Annotated in this window: 13 protein-coding genes; 10 read left to right on the top strand and 3 right to left on the bottom strand. The window is 36.7% G+C overall.

The features are described 5' to 3' along the window. Nucleotides 1–14 precede the first annotated feature (14 nt). Entirely contained in the window at nucleotides 15–395 is a 381-nt protein-coding gene (locus tag DFR56_RS16825) for a 5-carboxymethyl-2-hydroxymuconate Delta-isomerase (RefSeq protein WP_110396619.1), read from the top strand. A gap of 278 nt (nucleotides 396–673) precedes the next feature. Here DFR56_RS16825 and DFR56_RS16820 read toward each other — a convergent pair whose 3' ends face one another. After that, nucleotides 674–1,333, bottom strand: a complete 660-nt coding sequence (locus DFR56_RS16820; RefSeq protein WP_110396721.1) for a GntR family transcriptional regulator — start codon at nucleotides 1,331–1,333, stop codon at nucleotides 674–676. A gap of 280 nt (nucleotides 1,334–1,613) precedes the next feature. Between DFR56_RS16820 and DFR56_RS16815 the strand changes: the two genes are divergently transcribed. The 5 genes from DFR56_RS16815 (at nucleotide 1,614) to hpaE (ending at nucleotide 7,449) form a co-directional block, all read left to right on the top strand. Beyond that, nucleotides 1,614–2,690, top strand: a complete 1,077-nt coding sequence (locus DFR56_RS16815) for a TRAP transporter substrate-binding protein (protein ID WP_110396618.1) — start codon at nucleotides 1,614–1,616, stop codon at nucleotides 2,688–2,690. Between the two features lie 18 nt (nucleotides 2,691–2,708). After that, nucleotides 2,709–3,212 carry a TRAP transporter small permease gene (locus DFR56_RS16810; RefSeq protein ID WP_110396617.1) on the top strand — a complete coding sequence of 168 codons (504 nt, stop codon included), beginning with the start codon at nucleotides 2,709–2,711 and terminating at the stop codon, nucleotides 3,210–3,212. After that, entirely contained in the window at nucleotides 3,209–4,510 is a 1,302-nt protein-coding gene (locus DFR56_RS16805; RefSeq protein WP_110396616.1) for a TRAP transporter large permease, read from the top strand. Before DFR56_RS16810 ends, DFR56_RS16805 begins: the two co-directional genes overlap by 4 nt. 176 nt (nucleotides 4,511–4,686) lie before the next feature. After that, entirely contained in the window at nucleotides 4,687–5,598 is a 912-nt protein-coding gene (hpaI, locus tag DFR56_RS16800) for a 2,4-dihydroxyhept-2-ene-1,7-dioic acid aldolase (protein ID WP_110396615.1), read from the top strand. 354 nt (nucleotides 5,599–5,952) lie between these two features. After that, the gene (gene hpaE / locus DFR56_RS16795) at nucleotides 5,953–7,449 is read left to right on the top strand and encodes a 5-carboxymethyl-2-hydroxymuconate semialdehyde dehydrogenase (protein ID WP_110396614.1); all 1,497 of its coding nucleotides are present in this window, start codon (nucleotides 5,953–5,955) and stop codon (nucleotides 7,447–7,449) included. Between the two features lie 164 nt (nucleotides 7,450–7,613). Here hpaE and DFR56_RS16790 read toward each other — a convergent pair whose 3' ends face one another. Together DFR56_RS16790 and DFR56_RS16785 are read right to left on the bottom strand one after the other, a co-directional pair. Then, entirely contained in the window at nucleotides 7,614–8,153 is a 540-nt protein-coding gene (locus DFR56_RS16790) for a hypothetical protein (protein ID WP_110396613.1), read from the bottom strand. A gap of 648 nt (nucleotides 8,154–8,801) precedes the next feature. Then, complete coding sequence (locus DFR56_RS16785; RefSeq protein WP_110396612.1) at nucleotides 8,802–10,199, bottom strand: NAD-dependent succinate-semialdehyde dehydrogenase; 1,398 nt, start codon at nucleotides 10,197–10,199, stop codon at nucleotides 8,802–8,804. 143 nt (nucleotides 10,200–10,342) lie between these two features. Here DFR56_RS16785 and gabR point away from each other — a divergent pair, with 143 nt between their 5' ends. From gabR to DFR56_RS16765, 4 genes are all read left to right on the top strand, one after another. Then, nucleotides 10,343–11,752, top strand: coding sequence for a MocR-like transcriptional regulator GabR (gene gabR / locus DFR56_RS16780; protein ID WP_110396611.1), 1,410 nt, complete (start codon nucleotides 10,343–10,345; stop codon nucleotides 11,750–11,752). A gap of 141 nt (nucleotides 11,753–11,893) precedes the next feature. Further along, nucleotides 11,894–13,186, top strand: coding sequence for a hemolysin family protein (locus tag DFR56_RS16775; protein WP_110396610.1), 1,293 nt, complete (start codon nucleotides 11,894–11,896; stop codon nucleotides 13,184–13,186). 124 nt (nucleotides 13,187–13,310) lie between these two features. After that, complete coding sequence (locus DFR56_RS16770) at nucleotides 13,311–13,811, top strand: hypothetical protein (RefSeq protein ID WP_110396609.1); 501 nt, start codon at nucleotides 13,311–13,313, stop codon at nucleotides 13,809–13,811. Between the two features lie 21 nt (nucleotides 13,812–13,832). Next, nucleotides 13,833–15,623: a S9 family peptidase gene (locus tag DFR56_RS16765; protein ID WP_110396608.1), complete on the top strand. Its 1,791-nt coding sequence runs from the start codon at nucleotides 13,833–13,835 to the stop codon at nucleotides 15,621–15,623. Nucleotides 15,624–15,712 lie beyond the last annotated feature (89 nt).

Genomic DNA, 15,712 nt, shown 5'->3' with positions numbered 1-15,712 from the left:
GAGGGGTGTGAGCTATGCCACACTTAATTATTGAGTATACTGATAACATAAAGGAAGACGTAAACATTCCACAGCTATTAAAAAAAGCAAATGATTCTTTATTACAACATCGTGACATTATTCCAATTGGTGGATTACGTTCAAGAGCCATTGAGTTACATGATTACTGTGTTGCAGATGGCGCGGAAGATGACGCATTTGTCCACGCTACCCTTAAGCTCGGAGGCGGAAGATCGGAAGAACAGATAAAAAGTGTTTGTGATAATTTATTCGCTACGATAAAAGCACATTTTAGTGAAGTTTTTGCTAAACGATATGTAGCCTTGTCAATGGAAGTATACGAGTTCACAAGACCTACTTATAAACAAAATAATATTCATTTACGATATAAATAACGAATAGAAACTATTTGTATTGAGCATGAAAAAAAAGAAAGAGACTGGGACAAAAGTATTTTCACCAAAGAAAAACCCGAACAATGGTAGCTGCATATCACCCGCTCTGGAAATATACTTCGCTTTCCGCGGGCGGCTGGTGAGCCTCCTCGTGCTAGCGCACTGTGGGGTCTCACCGATGCCTTTCTTCCCGCAGGAGTCTACGTATATTTCCACCGCTAAGATAATGCATTGTTCGTCTTGAGATTTGGACGTTTTAGTTATGTCCCGGCCTCTTTCTACCTTTCATCATTACGATGTTTAAAAGCTTCCAACGTATTCAATTTATGGTTTCTCGTGTATCGCTCAATCTCATCTGCACTCTTATTATCACTTAAATACTGAATGATCGTATTATGTTCTTCAATAGAGTGGGGTGTCCGTTTAGGGAAAAACCGGAAGCCAGTGTGACGAACGACATCTAATCGTTCCCACATTTCTTTAATGTTTGTAATGAGTAGTTCGTTTGGACAATAAGAATAAATAAAAAAGTGAAACGCTCGGTTTAATTCTGCTATTTTGTCCAACTCGTAATTTTGTAAATGCTCACTCATTTTCTCGTTTATTTCAGTTAACTTTTGAATTCCTGACTGATTTATATGGGGTGCACTTAATGCAGTCGCATAACCTTCTAATAAAGCTAATACTTGTAATGTGTCCATATAAAGTGAATCATTTATTCCTTTCACAATGGCACCAATATTCGGTTCATACTCAATTAGTTGTTCAGACTCTAATTGATGAATCGCTTCACGGACGGGTATATGACTGGAATTAACCTCCTTTGCGATTTGGTCGATGACAATTCGTTGCCCTGGCACATAGACTCCTTCAAGAATTCTCGATCTAATTACTTGGTATGCATATTGTCTTTTGTTTAATTTTTTATTAGTAATCATATACATAATATATATGAAGAGATATATTATTGCAAAAGATATCATTCCTTGTATTAAAAGTATTTTACCCGAGCATTTTCAATAAAATGCTTTGAATGAAATATAAAAAGTGTTGATAAAACACTTGATAACATATATGGTATGATATATGATAATACCTATGAATGAGTTAAAAGGGGGAGTCTTATTTTAAACTTTTATGAAAACGCTTTAAAAGTGAAAATTATCCAAAAAAGAAAACATTACTAAAAGAGAAAATTTGAACACTAGGAGTGAAAACATGAAAATGCATGATAAAATGAAGTTTTTTTTATTGTTAGCGATCGCAGGAATTATATTTTTGGCGGCTTGTAGTGGTGGAGACGATGCAGCGGAATCAAAAGAATCTAGTAATGATAAAAATAGTAGCGGAGGCGGGGAAGAATACGAGTTTGATTTTTCGCATTTTTTCCCACCTACACATTTTATGGAAGAGGAAGTTCAGGCATTTAGTGAAGAATTAGAAGAAGCGACAGATGGTAGAATAAAAATTACTTCCTACCCAGGAGCGTCATTAGCTGCTCCAGATGAACATTTTGATGCAGCAGCTACAGGTTCAGTAGATTTTGCCTTAAGTGTACACGGTTACACACCGAATCAATTCCCGTTAACTTCTGTGATGGAGCTTCCTTTTATGTCTGAATCAGCAGTGGAAGGTTCCAAAAATTTGTGGGAACTATTTAATGAATTTGACGAATTTGATGATGAGTATGCAGGAACAGAACCATTATGGCTTTATACGACAGATCCTGGCCAACTATACACAGTTGGAAAGCAAGTGAAAAGTATGGAAGATTTAAAAGGCATGAGAATTCGTTCACCATCTCCAGAAACGAGTGAATGGCTTGAGGCACTCGGTGCAACTCCTGTGTCGATGCCGATGAATGAAAACTTTGAAGCATTAGAACGAGGTGTTGTAGATGGAACAATTGCCCCGTGGGAAGCAGTAAAAACGTGGGGACTAGATGAAGTGATCGATTATGCAACAGTTGGAAACTTCTATTCTACAACGATGTTTGTTGTAATGAATGAAGACATTTGGAATGAATTAAGTGAGGAAGATCAATCAACAATTAAAGAACTAGCTGGAGAAAGAATGGCTACTAAAACAGGAGAAATTTTCGATCAGTTTGGAAAAGATGCTGTAGACCAAGCGAAAGAAAAAGGGGTCGAAGTGTACGAATTAAGTGATGGTGAATTAGCAGAGTGGAGCGAGTTTATTAATCCAACCATTGAAAACTGGATTAATCATGTGGAAGATAAAGGACTACCAGGACAACAAGTATATGATCGAGCAGTTGAATTAAGCGGTAAGTAAGGTAGGAGTGAAAGCACCATGCTAAAATTGATCGAGAAATCTGAAAAAGTGTTTAATAAAGTAGTAGATATTCAGCAGTTCATTTCCAATATGTTTCTCATTTTTATTATGTCTATCATAACGTTCGATGTGCTTGGTCGGAATTTATTTAATAAGCCGTTAAAAGGAACATTCGAAATGACAGAACTGGGTGCAGCTTTATTAGTGTTTTTTGCTTTAGCAATTACACATCGACGTGGCGACCATATTACGATTGATTTTGTTGTTGAGCGTTTTTCAGAAAAAAGTAGAAATATAGTGAATGGTATCATCGAAGTAGTAATAGCAATCACATTACTCTTTATGTCTAGACATATTTTCGATAACGGGCTTCGTATGATGGAAAGAAAAACGACGACGACTGATTTAGCACTTTCTATTCACCCATTTCTATTCATTATTACGTTTACGCTAATCATTTTTGCTATTACAGCAATTTGGAAAGCGCTTCATTATTTCGGATTGGCGGTGAATAAGAAATGAGCCCAGAATTAATCGGTATAATAGGGATTATTGTATTACTATTATTGTTTTTAATACGAGTTCCTATTAGTGTCTCCCTTATTATTGTTGGAACATGTGGGCTTGCTATGATAAGAGGATGGGATTCCGCCCTTGTTCAACTTGGAACCACACCATTTTCAACAGCGAGTTCTTATTCTCTAAGTGTTATACCGCTATTTATCTTAATGGGAATGTTTTTATCCTATAGCGGTTTCGGAAATGATTTGTACACTGCAGTAGATGCATGGATCGGTCATATCAAGGGAGGTCTAGCTATTACGACGATCGGTACGAGTGCAATGTTTTCGGCCATTTCAGGCTCCGTTAATGCAACGACAGCTACAATGGCACGAATTGCACTTCCAGAGATGAAGAAGTATCGCTATGATGATGCACTATCAACTTCATGTGTTGCGGCTGGAGGCACTCTCGGTATATTAATTCCACCAAGTGTCATCCTTGTTTTATATGGAATTTTGACGATGGAGCCGATAGGGAAACTGTTAATTGCCGGTCTTGTTCCAGGCTTACTGCAAATGGTTTTATTTATGCTCGTTATTTATGTCTTAGTACTGAAAAATCCATCCATAGCACCGGTTACTGCTAAAAAACCTTTTAAAGAAAAAGTAGCTTCTTTAAACAGTGTGTGGCCATTCGTATTTTTGTTTGTCCTTAGTATTGGGGGAATTTATTTCGGGTTTTTCACCCCTACAGAAGCGGGTGGAGTCGGAGCTTTTGGCGCATTTCTGTTAGCGGTAGTAACGCGGCGATTAAGTTGGGATGATTTTAAATCATCGTTAAATGAAACGACACGATTAACAGCAATGATCTTCTTTATCTTAATTGGTGCAGATATTTTTAGTAAATTTCTCGCTTTGAGTAAAATTCCTGTCGTCATTACAAAATTTGTATCCAATTTAAACATGCCAGCGATGGTCATCATGCTCTTCATCCTAATCGTCTATTTTATTTTAGGATTGTTTTTGGAAGGAATTGCGATCTTTGTTTTAACTTTACCAGTCGTTTACCCACTAATTACTCTGCTAGGTTTTGACGGTATTTGGTTTGGTGTCGTGATGATTTTCGTGATGAATATTGGCTTACTTACTCCTCCACTTGGATTAAGTGTTTACATTATAAGTGGAGTAGCAAAAGATGTGCCTATACAGCGTATTTTTAAAGGAGTTATCCCAATGTTACTCATGATGATTTTATGTTTAGCAATAGTAGTGATATTCCCTAGTATTGTCACATTTTTGCCAGATTTGATGAAATAAAATAAAGGGGAATAAACAGTTGCTTTGATCGTAATTGTTTATTCTCCATCCCATAAAAATAAGTTAAGAAGTTTTTATATTTGAAATCATATATGATTTAGTATATTATTTACTTATAGGAAAATTTAAAGGAAGTTTTATTAAATAAATATAAAAAAAGAATGGAGAAGATACGTATGAGTAAATATGATGAAGCAAAACAGAAATTAAGGGGATCGATTTGCCCGGTAATTACACCATTTAAAGAAGATGGTTCGATCGATGAAGAAACATTCAAAAATTTAGTAGATTGGCAGATTAAAAGTGGAAGTCATGGTATTTCTGTCACAGGAACTAGTGGAGAGCCAAGTTCTTTAAATGTTGCAGAAAGAAAGCGTGTAATGGACCTTGCAAAAGAAGCAATTAATGGTCGAGTAATTTTTACACCAGGTACAGGATCTACGAATCATGATGAAACGATAGAATTAACAAAATATGCAGAAGAAATTGGTGTAGATGCAGCAATGGTTATTGTTCCTTACTACAATAAGCCAAACCAAGATGCATTGTATGAGCATTTTAAAACAGTAGCTGATTCAGTTGAAATCCCAATTATCATTTACAATATTCCAGGACGTACTGCCGTAAATATGGAAGTAAGTACGATGAAACGTTTAGTGGAAGATTGCCCGAATATTATCGGTGCCAAAGAGTCGAATAAAGATTTTGAACATGTAAACCGTGTGTTATTAAATTGTGGGCGCGACTTTCTATTATATTCAGGAATTGAACTATTATGTTACCCAATGCTTGCAATCGGTGGGGCAGGATTTATTAGTGCAACAGCGAATGTTGAGCCTAAAAAAGTTGCCGAACTATATAATGCTTGGGAAGCAGGAGACGTAGCAAAAGCGCAAGATCTTCATTATGAATTAATGCCGTTGAACGACGTATTATTTAAAGATACAAATCCGACAGTGGCAAAAGCAGCATTAGGTATGATGGGCAAAATTACGCCAAAACTCCGTCTACCACTCGGTTTACCTTCTGAAGCATTACAAAAAGAAGTACGTGAAACATTGGTTAATATGGAGATTTTAGAAAAATAGAGGATAAATAAAAAAGCTGTATAATAAATTGCTTTATTGCTTTGAACGAAGAAAAGTTTTGTTAGATACTACTAGATGACCCGAATACACGTAGAATCATGTTTGGTCAAAAATGGCCACGTCCTGAGACGCTGGACTCCTCGTCCCTCAAAAGCTTTGCGACTGAGATTACTCATTGCTATAAAGATTTGGATGTCGGAGGCTCAACTGCGCTAGCAATAGAGAGACATTGTAAAAGCAAATGAAAGCGCAGCTAGAACAGATGTCACTCTTATGCCTGTAATGAAAGCGAAGTGTATTCGGGACGCGGTCTAGGTTAGAAATAAATCACATGAAAAGGATAGGTGAGAACGAATGGCAAAAGCATTAGAACATATAACCCAACCTGACATTTCGCTTTATATTAACGGTGAATTTGTAGGCAGTGAAGCGGGTCAAACATTTGAAAACTATAATCCATATACAAATGAAAAAATAAATGCCATTGCTGAAGGGCGTAAAGATGATATTAATAAAGCAGTAGCTGCAGCAAGAGAGGCCTTTGATCATGGTCCTTGGCGTACAATGAAATTAACAGAAAGAATGGCTTACATTTATCGTATTGCTGATTTAATTGATGAGGAAGTCGAAAAAATTGCTTATTTAGAATCGCTAGATACCGGACTTCCAATTAAACAAACGCGTGCAATGGTAAGTAGAGCATCAGAAAACTTTCGATTTTATGCGAGAATGGTTGAAAGTCGTCTTATCGGTGAAGCATATCAGGTTGATGAGCATTTCATTAACTACACAATAAATGTACCAGCAGGTGTTGCAGGATTAATTACACCTTGGAATGCACCATTTATGCTAGAAACTTGGAAAGTGGCACCAGCACTTGCAACTGGTAATACAGTTGTGTTAAAACCGGCAGAATTTTCACCTTTATCAGCTAATTTATTAGCAGAAGTGATTGATAAAGCTGGACTTCCAAAAGGAGTATTTAATGTTGTTCATGGGTATGGGGAAACAGCAGGGGATGCACTGGTAAAACATCCAGATGTACAGTTAATTTCCTTTACAGGAGAAACGACAACCGGTTCAACGATTATTAAAAATAGTGCTGATACATTAAAAGCTTGTTCCATGGAATTAGGTGGGAAATCGCCAATCCTCGTTTTTGATGATGCAGACTTTGATCGGGCACTTGATGCAACTGTTTGGGGAATCTTTTCATTTAATGGAGAAAGATGTACAGCGAACTCAAGACTTTTTATCCAAGAAGGGATGAAGGATCGATTTATTGCAGCATTAAAAGAACGAGTTGCTAATGTACGAATTGGAGATCCATTAGATGATACGACAGAGGTAGGTCCACTCATTCATAAAGAACATTATGATAAAGTAGTTAGCTATTTACAAATTGCACAAGATGAAGGAGCAGAAGTACTTACTCGTGAAATACCTGAAGAGTTTAAAAAAGGTAATTTTGTTGCACCGACGATGATTGTTAATGTCGAAAATAGTATGCGAATCGCTCAAGAAGAAATCTTTGGTCCTGTCCTTTCTGTCATGACTTTTAGAGATGAGGCAGAAGCAATAAAACTTGCTAATGACATTGATTACGGCCTTGCCGGATATGTGTGGACGAATGATATTAAACGTGGTCATAGAGTAGCACAACAAATAGAAGCTGGGATGCTTTGGGTAAATGCCCAAAATGTTCGTGATTTACGTACACCATTTGGAGGATCAAAAGCTTCCGGGATTGGCCGTGAAGGTGGACATTACGGATTTGAATTCTATACGGAGAAAAAGATTATTCACGTTTCAATCGCGGATCATCCAATACAACAGTTTGGAAAACAATAAGGTGAGAAAATCCTCTATCCTAATGATAGAGGATTTTCTTATATTCTTCCGTATAGTGTTGGGTCCAACAACTTTGAACAATGAAATGGTATGAAGATGTAGTACTTATGTTGACTTTGTATGGACTGCTAGGTTAGAAGCAGTCTGTTTACATGCTTTTTTCGTTAAGATTGCCAGTGACATGATGCAGTTGAAGGAACTGTGCAGTACTCCCATGAACAGTCCATTTCTTGCATTAAACTCTGCTTTTTTCGCTGGAACTGTACATTTTTGTTTTGAACTTTGCATTTTTCGCTGGAACTGTACATTTTTGTTTTGAACTCTGCATTTTTGAGCTGGAACTGTGCATTTTTGTTTTGAACTCTGCATTTTTTGCTGGAACTGTGCATTCTTGGTTTAAACTTTGCACTTTTCGCCTTGAACTGTGCATTCCTGGTTTGAACTCTGCATTTTTCGCTGGAACTGTGCATTCCTGGTTTGAACTCTGCATTTTTCGCTGGAACTGTGCATTCCCGGTTTGAACTCTGCATTTTTCGCTGGAACTGTGCATTCTTGGTTTGAACTTTGCATTTTTCGCTGGAACTGTGCATTCTTGGTTTAAACTTTGCATTTTTCGCTGGAACTGTGCATTCCCGGTTTGAACTCTGTATTTTTCGCTGGAACTGTACACTCTTGGTTTGAACCCTGCTTTTTGCTTCTGACATTCCTTAGCGAAGGGTGAATGCGAGAACGTAGACCCCGAAACGAGAGAGGTTGTTTAAGGTCGCGACGTCCTTCGCAACACCCGCACTAGCACGTCCTAGGAATGTGCATTCGCCCGTCCCCTCGAAGACATTGCGACTGCGATTACTCGTCGCAATAAACATTGTGCGTCAGAGGCTTAGCAGCCGCCCACGGCAAAGGAGACACTGTGGAAAACAAGCGATAGCGCAGGTTGAACAGATGTCGCGATTGTGCCTGTGGTGAGAGCGGGGTGTATTTCCGTAGCGACGGGACATCTCACTAATTGAAGTTACTGCACAGTTTATCTTTTATATGTAACAAAAAATCTACTTTAGTAAGATAAGTATAGCGCGTTTTAAAAGAAGCTTTATTACTGAGTTATCAAGTATATAATAAGAAACACATTAACCTGAACGATGCGAAGTATGTAAACTCATTTTTGGGTGCGAAAGTTAAACCATATCATTATTGAACGATGTCATGGGGAACATGATCGAAAACAGACACGAAAAAGATATGATCATGCACTAAGCAGTGTAATTTTTAAAAACGGTCACGAAAAAGCGATTTTTATTCCATTTATAAAAAAACTAAGCCCCTACTTTCAAGGCTTAGTATCACGTTCATGTTTATTCGAATAAATTGCCAATCGATAAATATTTTGTTTCTAAATATGGTTCTATTCCTTCTGTTCCACCTTCACGGCCAAGTCCACTTTCTTTCATCCCACCAAATGGGACGTGAGCTGCGGAAGGGGCACCGTCATTCCAGCCGATAATGCCATAATCTAAATTATCGAAGAGGTAATTTCCAACTTTATAGTCATTTGTGAAAAAATATGCAGCAAGACCATAAGGCGTATTATTAGCAATTTTAATCGCTTCATCTAGATCGGAAAATGCTGTGAGCGGTGCAACAGGACCGAATGTTTCTTCATGCATGATTTCCATCTCATCAGTAACATTGGCAAGTACGGTAGGATGAACGAAAAATGATTTGCGCTCTTGATCCACATCATATTTAGCACCAACTAATACTTTTGCACCTTTTTGTACTGCATCATTAATTTGCTGGACAATTTTTTCGTAACTTCCTTCATTGATAACTGGGCCAACATCTGTATTTTCGTCTAGTCCATTTCCAACGACGAGTTGTTTTGTTTTTTCCGCAAGCTTTGTTGAAAACTCATCTATAATTGATTCATGGACAAGTACTCGGTTTGCACAGACGCAAGTTTGTCCTGCATTACGGAATTTTGTCGTTATCGTTTGAGCGACAGCCATATCGATATCAGCGTCTTTGGCAACGATTACTGGTGCATGTCCACCGAGTTCCATTGTGACACTTTTAACCGTATCAGCACTTGCTTTAATAAGGGCTTTTCCAACAGGAGTAGAACCAGTAAAAGTGATTTTACGAACAAGTTCACTCTCCGTAAAAATTTTACCAACGACACGACCTTGTCCATTCATACATTGAATTACATTTGTGGGAATCCCCGCTTCATGAGCAAGTTCTGTTAAGCGAATCGTTGTTAGTGGTGTTTCTTCAGCAGGCTTTACGATAAATGTACAACCAGCTGCCAGTGCTGGTGCAGCTTTACGTGTCATCATCGCTGCTGGGAAATTCCACGGTGTAATAGCAGCTACAAGACCGATTGGATGTTTACTAACCATCAGACGTTTTCCGTCCACATGCGCGGGAATCGTTCTACCGTAAATACGTTTTGCTTCTTCCGCATACCAATCAATATAACTTGTTGCATAGTCTACTTCACCGATTGATTCAGCAAGTGGTTTTCCGTTTTCTTCGGTCATTACCTTGGCAATAGCTAATTTATTTTCTTGGATAAGATTGGACCATTTCGTTAACAATCGCGCTCTTTCATGTGCATTCGTTTTTTTCCACGTTTGGAATGCATCATGTCCTTTCTGGATGGCTTGTTCAATTTCGTCCACACTATTCCGCGTGATTGTAGCAAGTGTTTCGCCAGTTGCGGGATTTTTTACAGTAAAAGTATTTGTCATCGATAAAACTCCTTTAAATAGTCGTCATTAAAATAGAAACAATTCGATAGGTATTTCTTTTTATTATGAAGTAAAATGGAATAAATGAATAGTACCAGGCAAAGCTTAAATAGGGCACCAGCCTTAAGAATGGAGAAAGAAAAATGATTGAAATAAAGATCGATAAATCAGATGAAAAAAAATATATTTATCAACAAGTGTATGACAAGATAAAAAGTTATATCGTAGAAAAAAGAATCGATGCAAATGAACAACTACCTTCAAAACGTTTATTAGCGGAACAATTAAATATTAGCGTCAATTCCGTTACGACAGCATATGAACAGCTGTTAGCGGAAGGATATATTTATACGATTGAACGGGCAGGATATTTTGTGGAAAAAATAACTGATTTGCATAATAAAAAAGCGTCAGAGTGTGTACTACCAGAAGATTTACGAGAAGCTGAAAACGCCAAAACAGGGTGGCTTTCCTTTTCGCATATTTCCGTTGATGCTAGTATGTTTCCATGGTCCAACTGGATGAAAAGTGAGCAAAAGGCGATGAAACACAATCGGGCCCAAATAGCGGAACTTACCCATTTTCAAGGGCCCATGCAATTAAGGCTAGAGATTGCTAAATTAATAGCACTCACTCGTGGTGTTATTTGTGAACCAGAACAAATTGTGATTGGTGCCGGAACCCAAAGTCTAATTGAAAGACTCGTTTCTTTATCCGATAAAAACACAAAAATTGCCATTGAAGACCCAGGATATAGGCGCTTTTATCATTTGATTAAGCGGATTGGTTATCATGTCGAACCTATCCCACTTGATCATAATGGGCTTAACATACAGGCATTACATCAATCGGAAGCGAAAATTGTTTTCGTTACTCCATCACATCAATTTCCAACGGGTACGATTATGCCGATTTCTCGTCGCAATGAACTACTAAATTGGGCAGCACAAAATGAGACTCGGTTTATAGTGGAGGACGATTATGATAGTGAATTTAAGTATGAAACGGATCATATTCCCTCCTTGCAGAGTTTGGATCAAAATCAGCAGGTTGTTTATACAGGTTCTTTTTCTAAAACGATATTGCCAAGTTTACGTATAAGCTATATGGTTTTACCATTTCACCTACTTAGAAAATACCGCGCTCGTTATGCTGATATTATGCATGAAGTAAGTGGGATTAATTTATATACACTATATTATTTTATTCAAGACGGACTATACCAAAAGCATGTCCGGAATATGAATAAACAGTATGAGAAAAAGCGTATACAACTAATAAAGCGATTAAAATATACGTTTAAAGATCAAATGGAGATAATCGATGTGCCAGCTGGATTACATTTTTTAACTTATATGAAAACAATCAAAACATATGATGAAGTGAAGGAGCGAGCAAAGGAAGAAAAGTTAGAAATGTATACGTTACAAAGGTTTAATTTAACTAATCGGGTGGAAAGTGAACAGAGATTAGGAATTATTATTGGGTTTGCAGCTATTCAAGAAGAAAGAATCGAAGAAGCAGTAAACCGATTGTTGCGAGTGTTTTCATAAATGGAGAAAAATTCAAAATAAATGAGTATAAATCAGACAAATTTATCTGAAATTATTGTATGATAATAAGAAGTAAACTTTAGAATGAAATATTCTAGTAGGAGGTGTTTCCCTTTTCTACAATGTAGGGAGGGAGAATGGTTGGAAATATTTAATTTAATGATGGTCATCATTTTAATTGCATTAACTGGTTTTTTTGTCGCAACCGAATTTGCTATTGTAAAAGTAAGGAGTACTAGGATTGAGCAATTAGTAAAGGAAGGGAATAAAAATGCAATTGCTGCACAAAAGTTAACTGATAATTTAGACGAGTATTTATCAGCATGTCAACTTGGGATAACTGTAACAGCATTAGGTCTTGGTTGGTTAGGAGAACCGACCGTAAAACAAATACTTACTCCTTTATTTTTACAAATGAATGTATCTGATTCGGTTTCCTCTATTCTTTCCTTTGTTTTGGCATTTTCATTTATTACTTTTCTACACGTTGTCGTTGGAGAACTAGTACCTAAAATTTTCGCATTACAAAAATCAGAAAAAGTAGCATTATATTGTGCTAGACCAATGATTCTTTTTTATAGGACGATGTATCCATTTATCAAAGCGTTGAATGGAACCGCAAGATTCATTGCTAGCTTATTTGGTGTGAAGGCGGTATCAGAACATGAAGTAGCACATTCTGAAGAAGAATTACGGATGATCTTGTCCGAAAGCTTTAAAAGTGGTGAGATAAATCAATCTGAGTACCAATATGTAGACAATATTTTTAAATTTGATGATCGGATCGCAAGGGAAATTATGGTTCCCAGAACAGAAATTATCGCTTTTGAAAAGTCAGATACGTTACAAGACTTTATTAATTATGTAACAGAAAAAAACTATACAAGGTATCCAATATTTGATGGAGATAAAGATAATATAATTGGATTAGTAAATTTAAAAGAAATACTGATCCATTTTGCTAAAGGAAAAAATCTAGATGATACGGTAGAAAAGTATGTTCGACCAGTCTTACAAGTGGTGGAATCAATTCCAATCCATGATTTATTATTAGCAATGCAAAAGGAACGAGTTCATATGGCAATTTTAATGGACGAGTATGGGGGCACAGAAGGGATGGTAACGGTAGAAGATATTTTAGAAGAAATAGTCGGTGATATTCGCGATGAATTTGATGAAGATGAAGTACCGGAAGTGCATAAAATCGATGAAAATAGAACAATCATTGATGGAAAAGTCTTAATAGAAGATGTGAATGAAATGTTTGGCTTACATATTGACGACACAGAGATGGATACAATTGGTGGTTGGATGTTAACCGAAAAAGCGAACCCACAAATAGGAGATTCAGTTCAAATTGATCATTATGAATTTATTGTAACAGAAGCAGATGGCTACCATATCAAAACATTAGAAATTCAAAAAATTGGTTAATAGTTGTACGAAATTGAAGCAGATCTAAAAAAATAACCCGAACATTAAAACTAAATATTAGTGTAATCGATCAAAAAATAGTATAAAATAGATGCATCCATTCATCCTTATGGGAGGAAATTTTATGCGACTACCAAAGAAGCTGTACCCCTTTGCAATTATCATTTCACTAACTTTAGTTTTAATCGTTTTTTACTTACTAAATCAAGGTCATTTAGAACAGGTTGGTCATCATCCATCCATTAGCCCCGATGTCGCCCGTCAAGATGGGGTGCTTTATATTAGTTATGATATGGTTTGGACTGGCTATGGTGAGCCAAAACTAAAAGAGGTTAGATGTTTAAATGACGCTGGTAATGAATTAATCGTTACTCCTTATATTGAAACTTCGAGCAATCAAATAACAGGAATCTTAACAGAAGAAGAAATGAATGAAGGGAATTACATTGCTAACCTAACTGATGTAAACGATTACAAGTTGGCCGATCCAACATTTCGAATCGTATTAAAATTAGATCTCGCTCAAGAAGACTTGCAGAAAATAGCATATTTGCAAATAACATATAATACATTTGGTATAGTGAAAGAACAAACGATCAATGTAGGTAATAGGATGGGTGAATAGAAATAATTTAGGAGTGATATCATGATAAAATTTCCAAGGCCAACTGTTGAACAATTTTTTAGAACGTACATTATTTCAGAATTTACAGTGAGTGATGATGAAAAGAGACTGATATTTAGCACGAACTTAAATGGAAAAATGAACCTGTGGGCATTAGATTTACCTGATACGTTTCCCTATTTATTTGCGCAAGTGGATCAGTCTTGTAATTTTATTAAAATAGACAAAGAAAATCGTTATGTGCTTGCTGGGTTTGATAAAGAAGGCGATGAAAATTATCACATATATGCATTAAATCGTGATGGTGGCTTACCAGAAAAATTAATCACGGGAGAGCCAACAGAAAAATATTACTTTGCCCATTTGAGTGAAGATGGCAAACGGGTCTATTATATGACATCTGAAGAAAATCCCCGTTTTTTAAATGTTAGAATGCGAGATGTAGAAAATGGCCAAGATAAGTTACTACACGAAGGAGAGACAGCGCCGACCTATTTAGTAGCTATTTCGGATGATGAAAAGACTCATGTATATATGAAGGTGCTAGCTAATACATATAATCAATTATTTATCAAAGCGAATGGGGAAAAACATTACTTAGTACCAGATCCTGACAAGGTACATGTAAATGACTACCCTCTTGTGATCCATGATGAGGCGATTTATTTCCCGACAAACTATGAGAGTGAATTTCACTATTTAGCAAAATATGATTTACGTACCAATACATTTTCAGTCGTTAAGCAGATTGATAATGAAAGTATTCAGCAAATTAAGTATGATAAACAGAACAATGCAATATATCTTCGTACAGAGGTTGGAGTTAAAGATCGCTTGTACCGATTATCCCTACACGATGGCGAACTCGAATTAGTCCATACACCAATAGATATAATAGAAGAGTTTCACATCGCAAAATCTAGTAATCTTTATATTTTAGGAAGAAGTGCAACAATTCCGCACAATATTTTTCAATCAAAAGATCGACTAGAGTGGACCCAACTGACGAATAACCGTGTTTTAGGGGTGAAAAGTGAAGAAATGGTTGAACCCGAGGTTGTCACCTATGAATCATTCGATGGCATGGAAATAGAAGCATTATTATTTCGAGCTAACCAAGAAAATGACAATGGCCACACCATTTTTTGGCCTCATGGGGGACCACAAGCGGCCGAAAGAAAATTTTTTCGAGCAATGTTTCAATCTTTTTTAAATCGTGGATATACGATTTTTGCACCGAACTTCCGTGGCAGCACAGGGTATGGATCTTCTTTTGTAAAATTAGTGGAACAAGATTGGGGACACGGTCCAAGACTGGACTGTGTAGCGGGCATAGAATGGTTATTTGAGCAAAAGATAACAAACCGAAATAAATTATTTTTAATCGGTGGTAGTTATGGTGGCTATATGGCGTTACTATTACATGGTCGTCACTCAGAATATTTTAAAGCCGTTATTGATATTTTCGGTGTATCTAATTTATTCACGTTTGTGAATTCTGTTCCTGAACATTGGAAGCCACTCATGGATCGATGGCTAGGGGATCCGGAACGAGATAAAGAACGATTTACGAAAGATTCTCCAGTAACATATTTAGATGGAATGACAAAGCCAATGCTCGTTATTCAAGGTGCTAAAGACCCAAGGGTAGTAAAGGAAGAGTCTGATCAAATTGTTGCTAAATTAAAGGAAAAAGGTCGGGATGTACAATATCTTGTTTTAGATGATGAAGGACATGGATTTTCAAAGAAAGAAAATGAAATGAAAGTATACCAATATATGCTTGAATTTTTAGAAAAATATCAATCATAAATGGAGAAGAATGTAGTGTATATCTTGTTTTAGATTCTAATATAATTTTAGGGTATTCGGGTTATCGTGCTGAAAAGTACCAATGTTGA

The sequence above is a fragment of the Pseudogracilibacillus auburnensis genome (genome assembly GCF_003201975.1).
Lineage (GTDB): Bacteria > Bacillota > Bacilli > Bacillales > Amphibacillaceae > Pseudogracilibacillus > Pseudogracilibacillus auburnensis.
The sequence above is the reverse complement of the archived record's forward strand: the minus strand, read 5'-3'. Positions and strand labels throughout refer to the sequence as shown.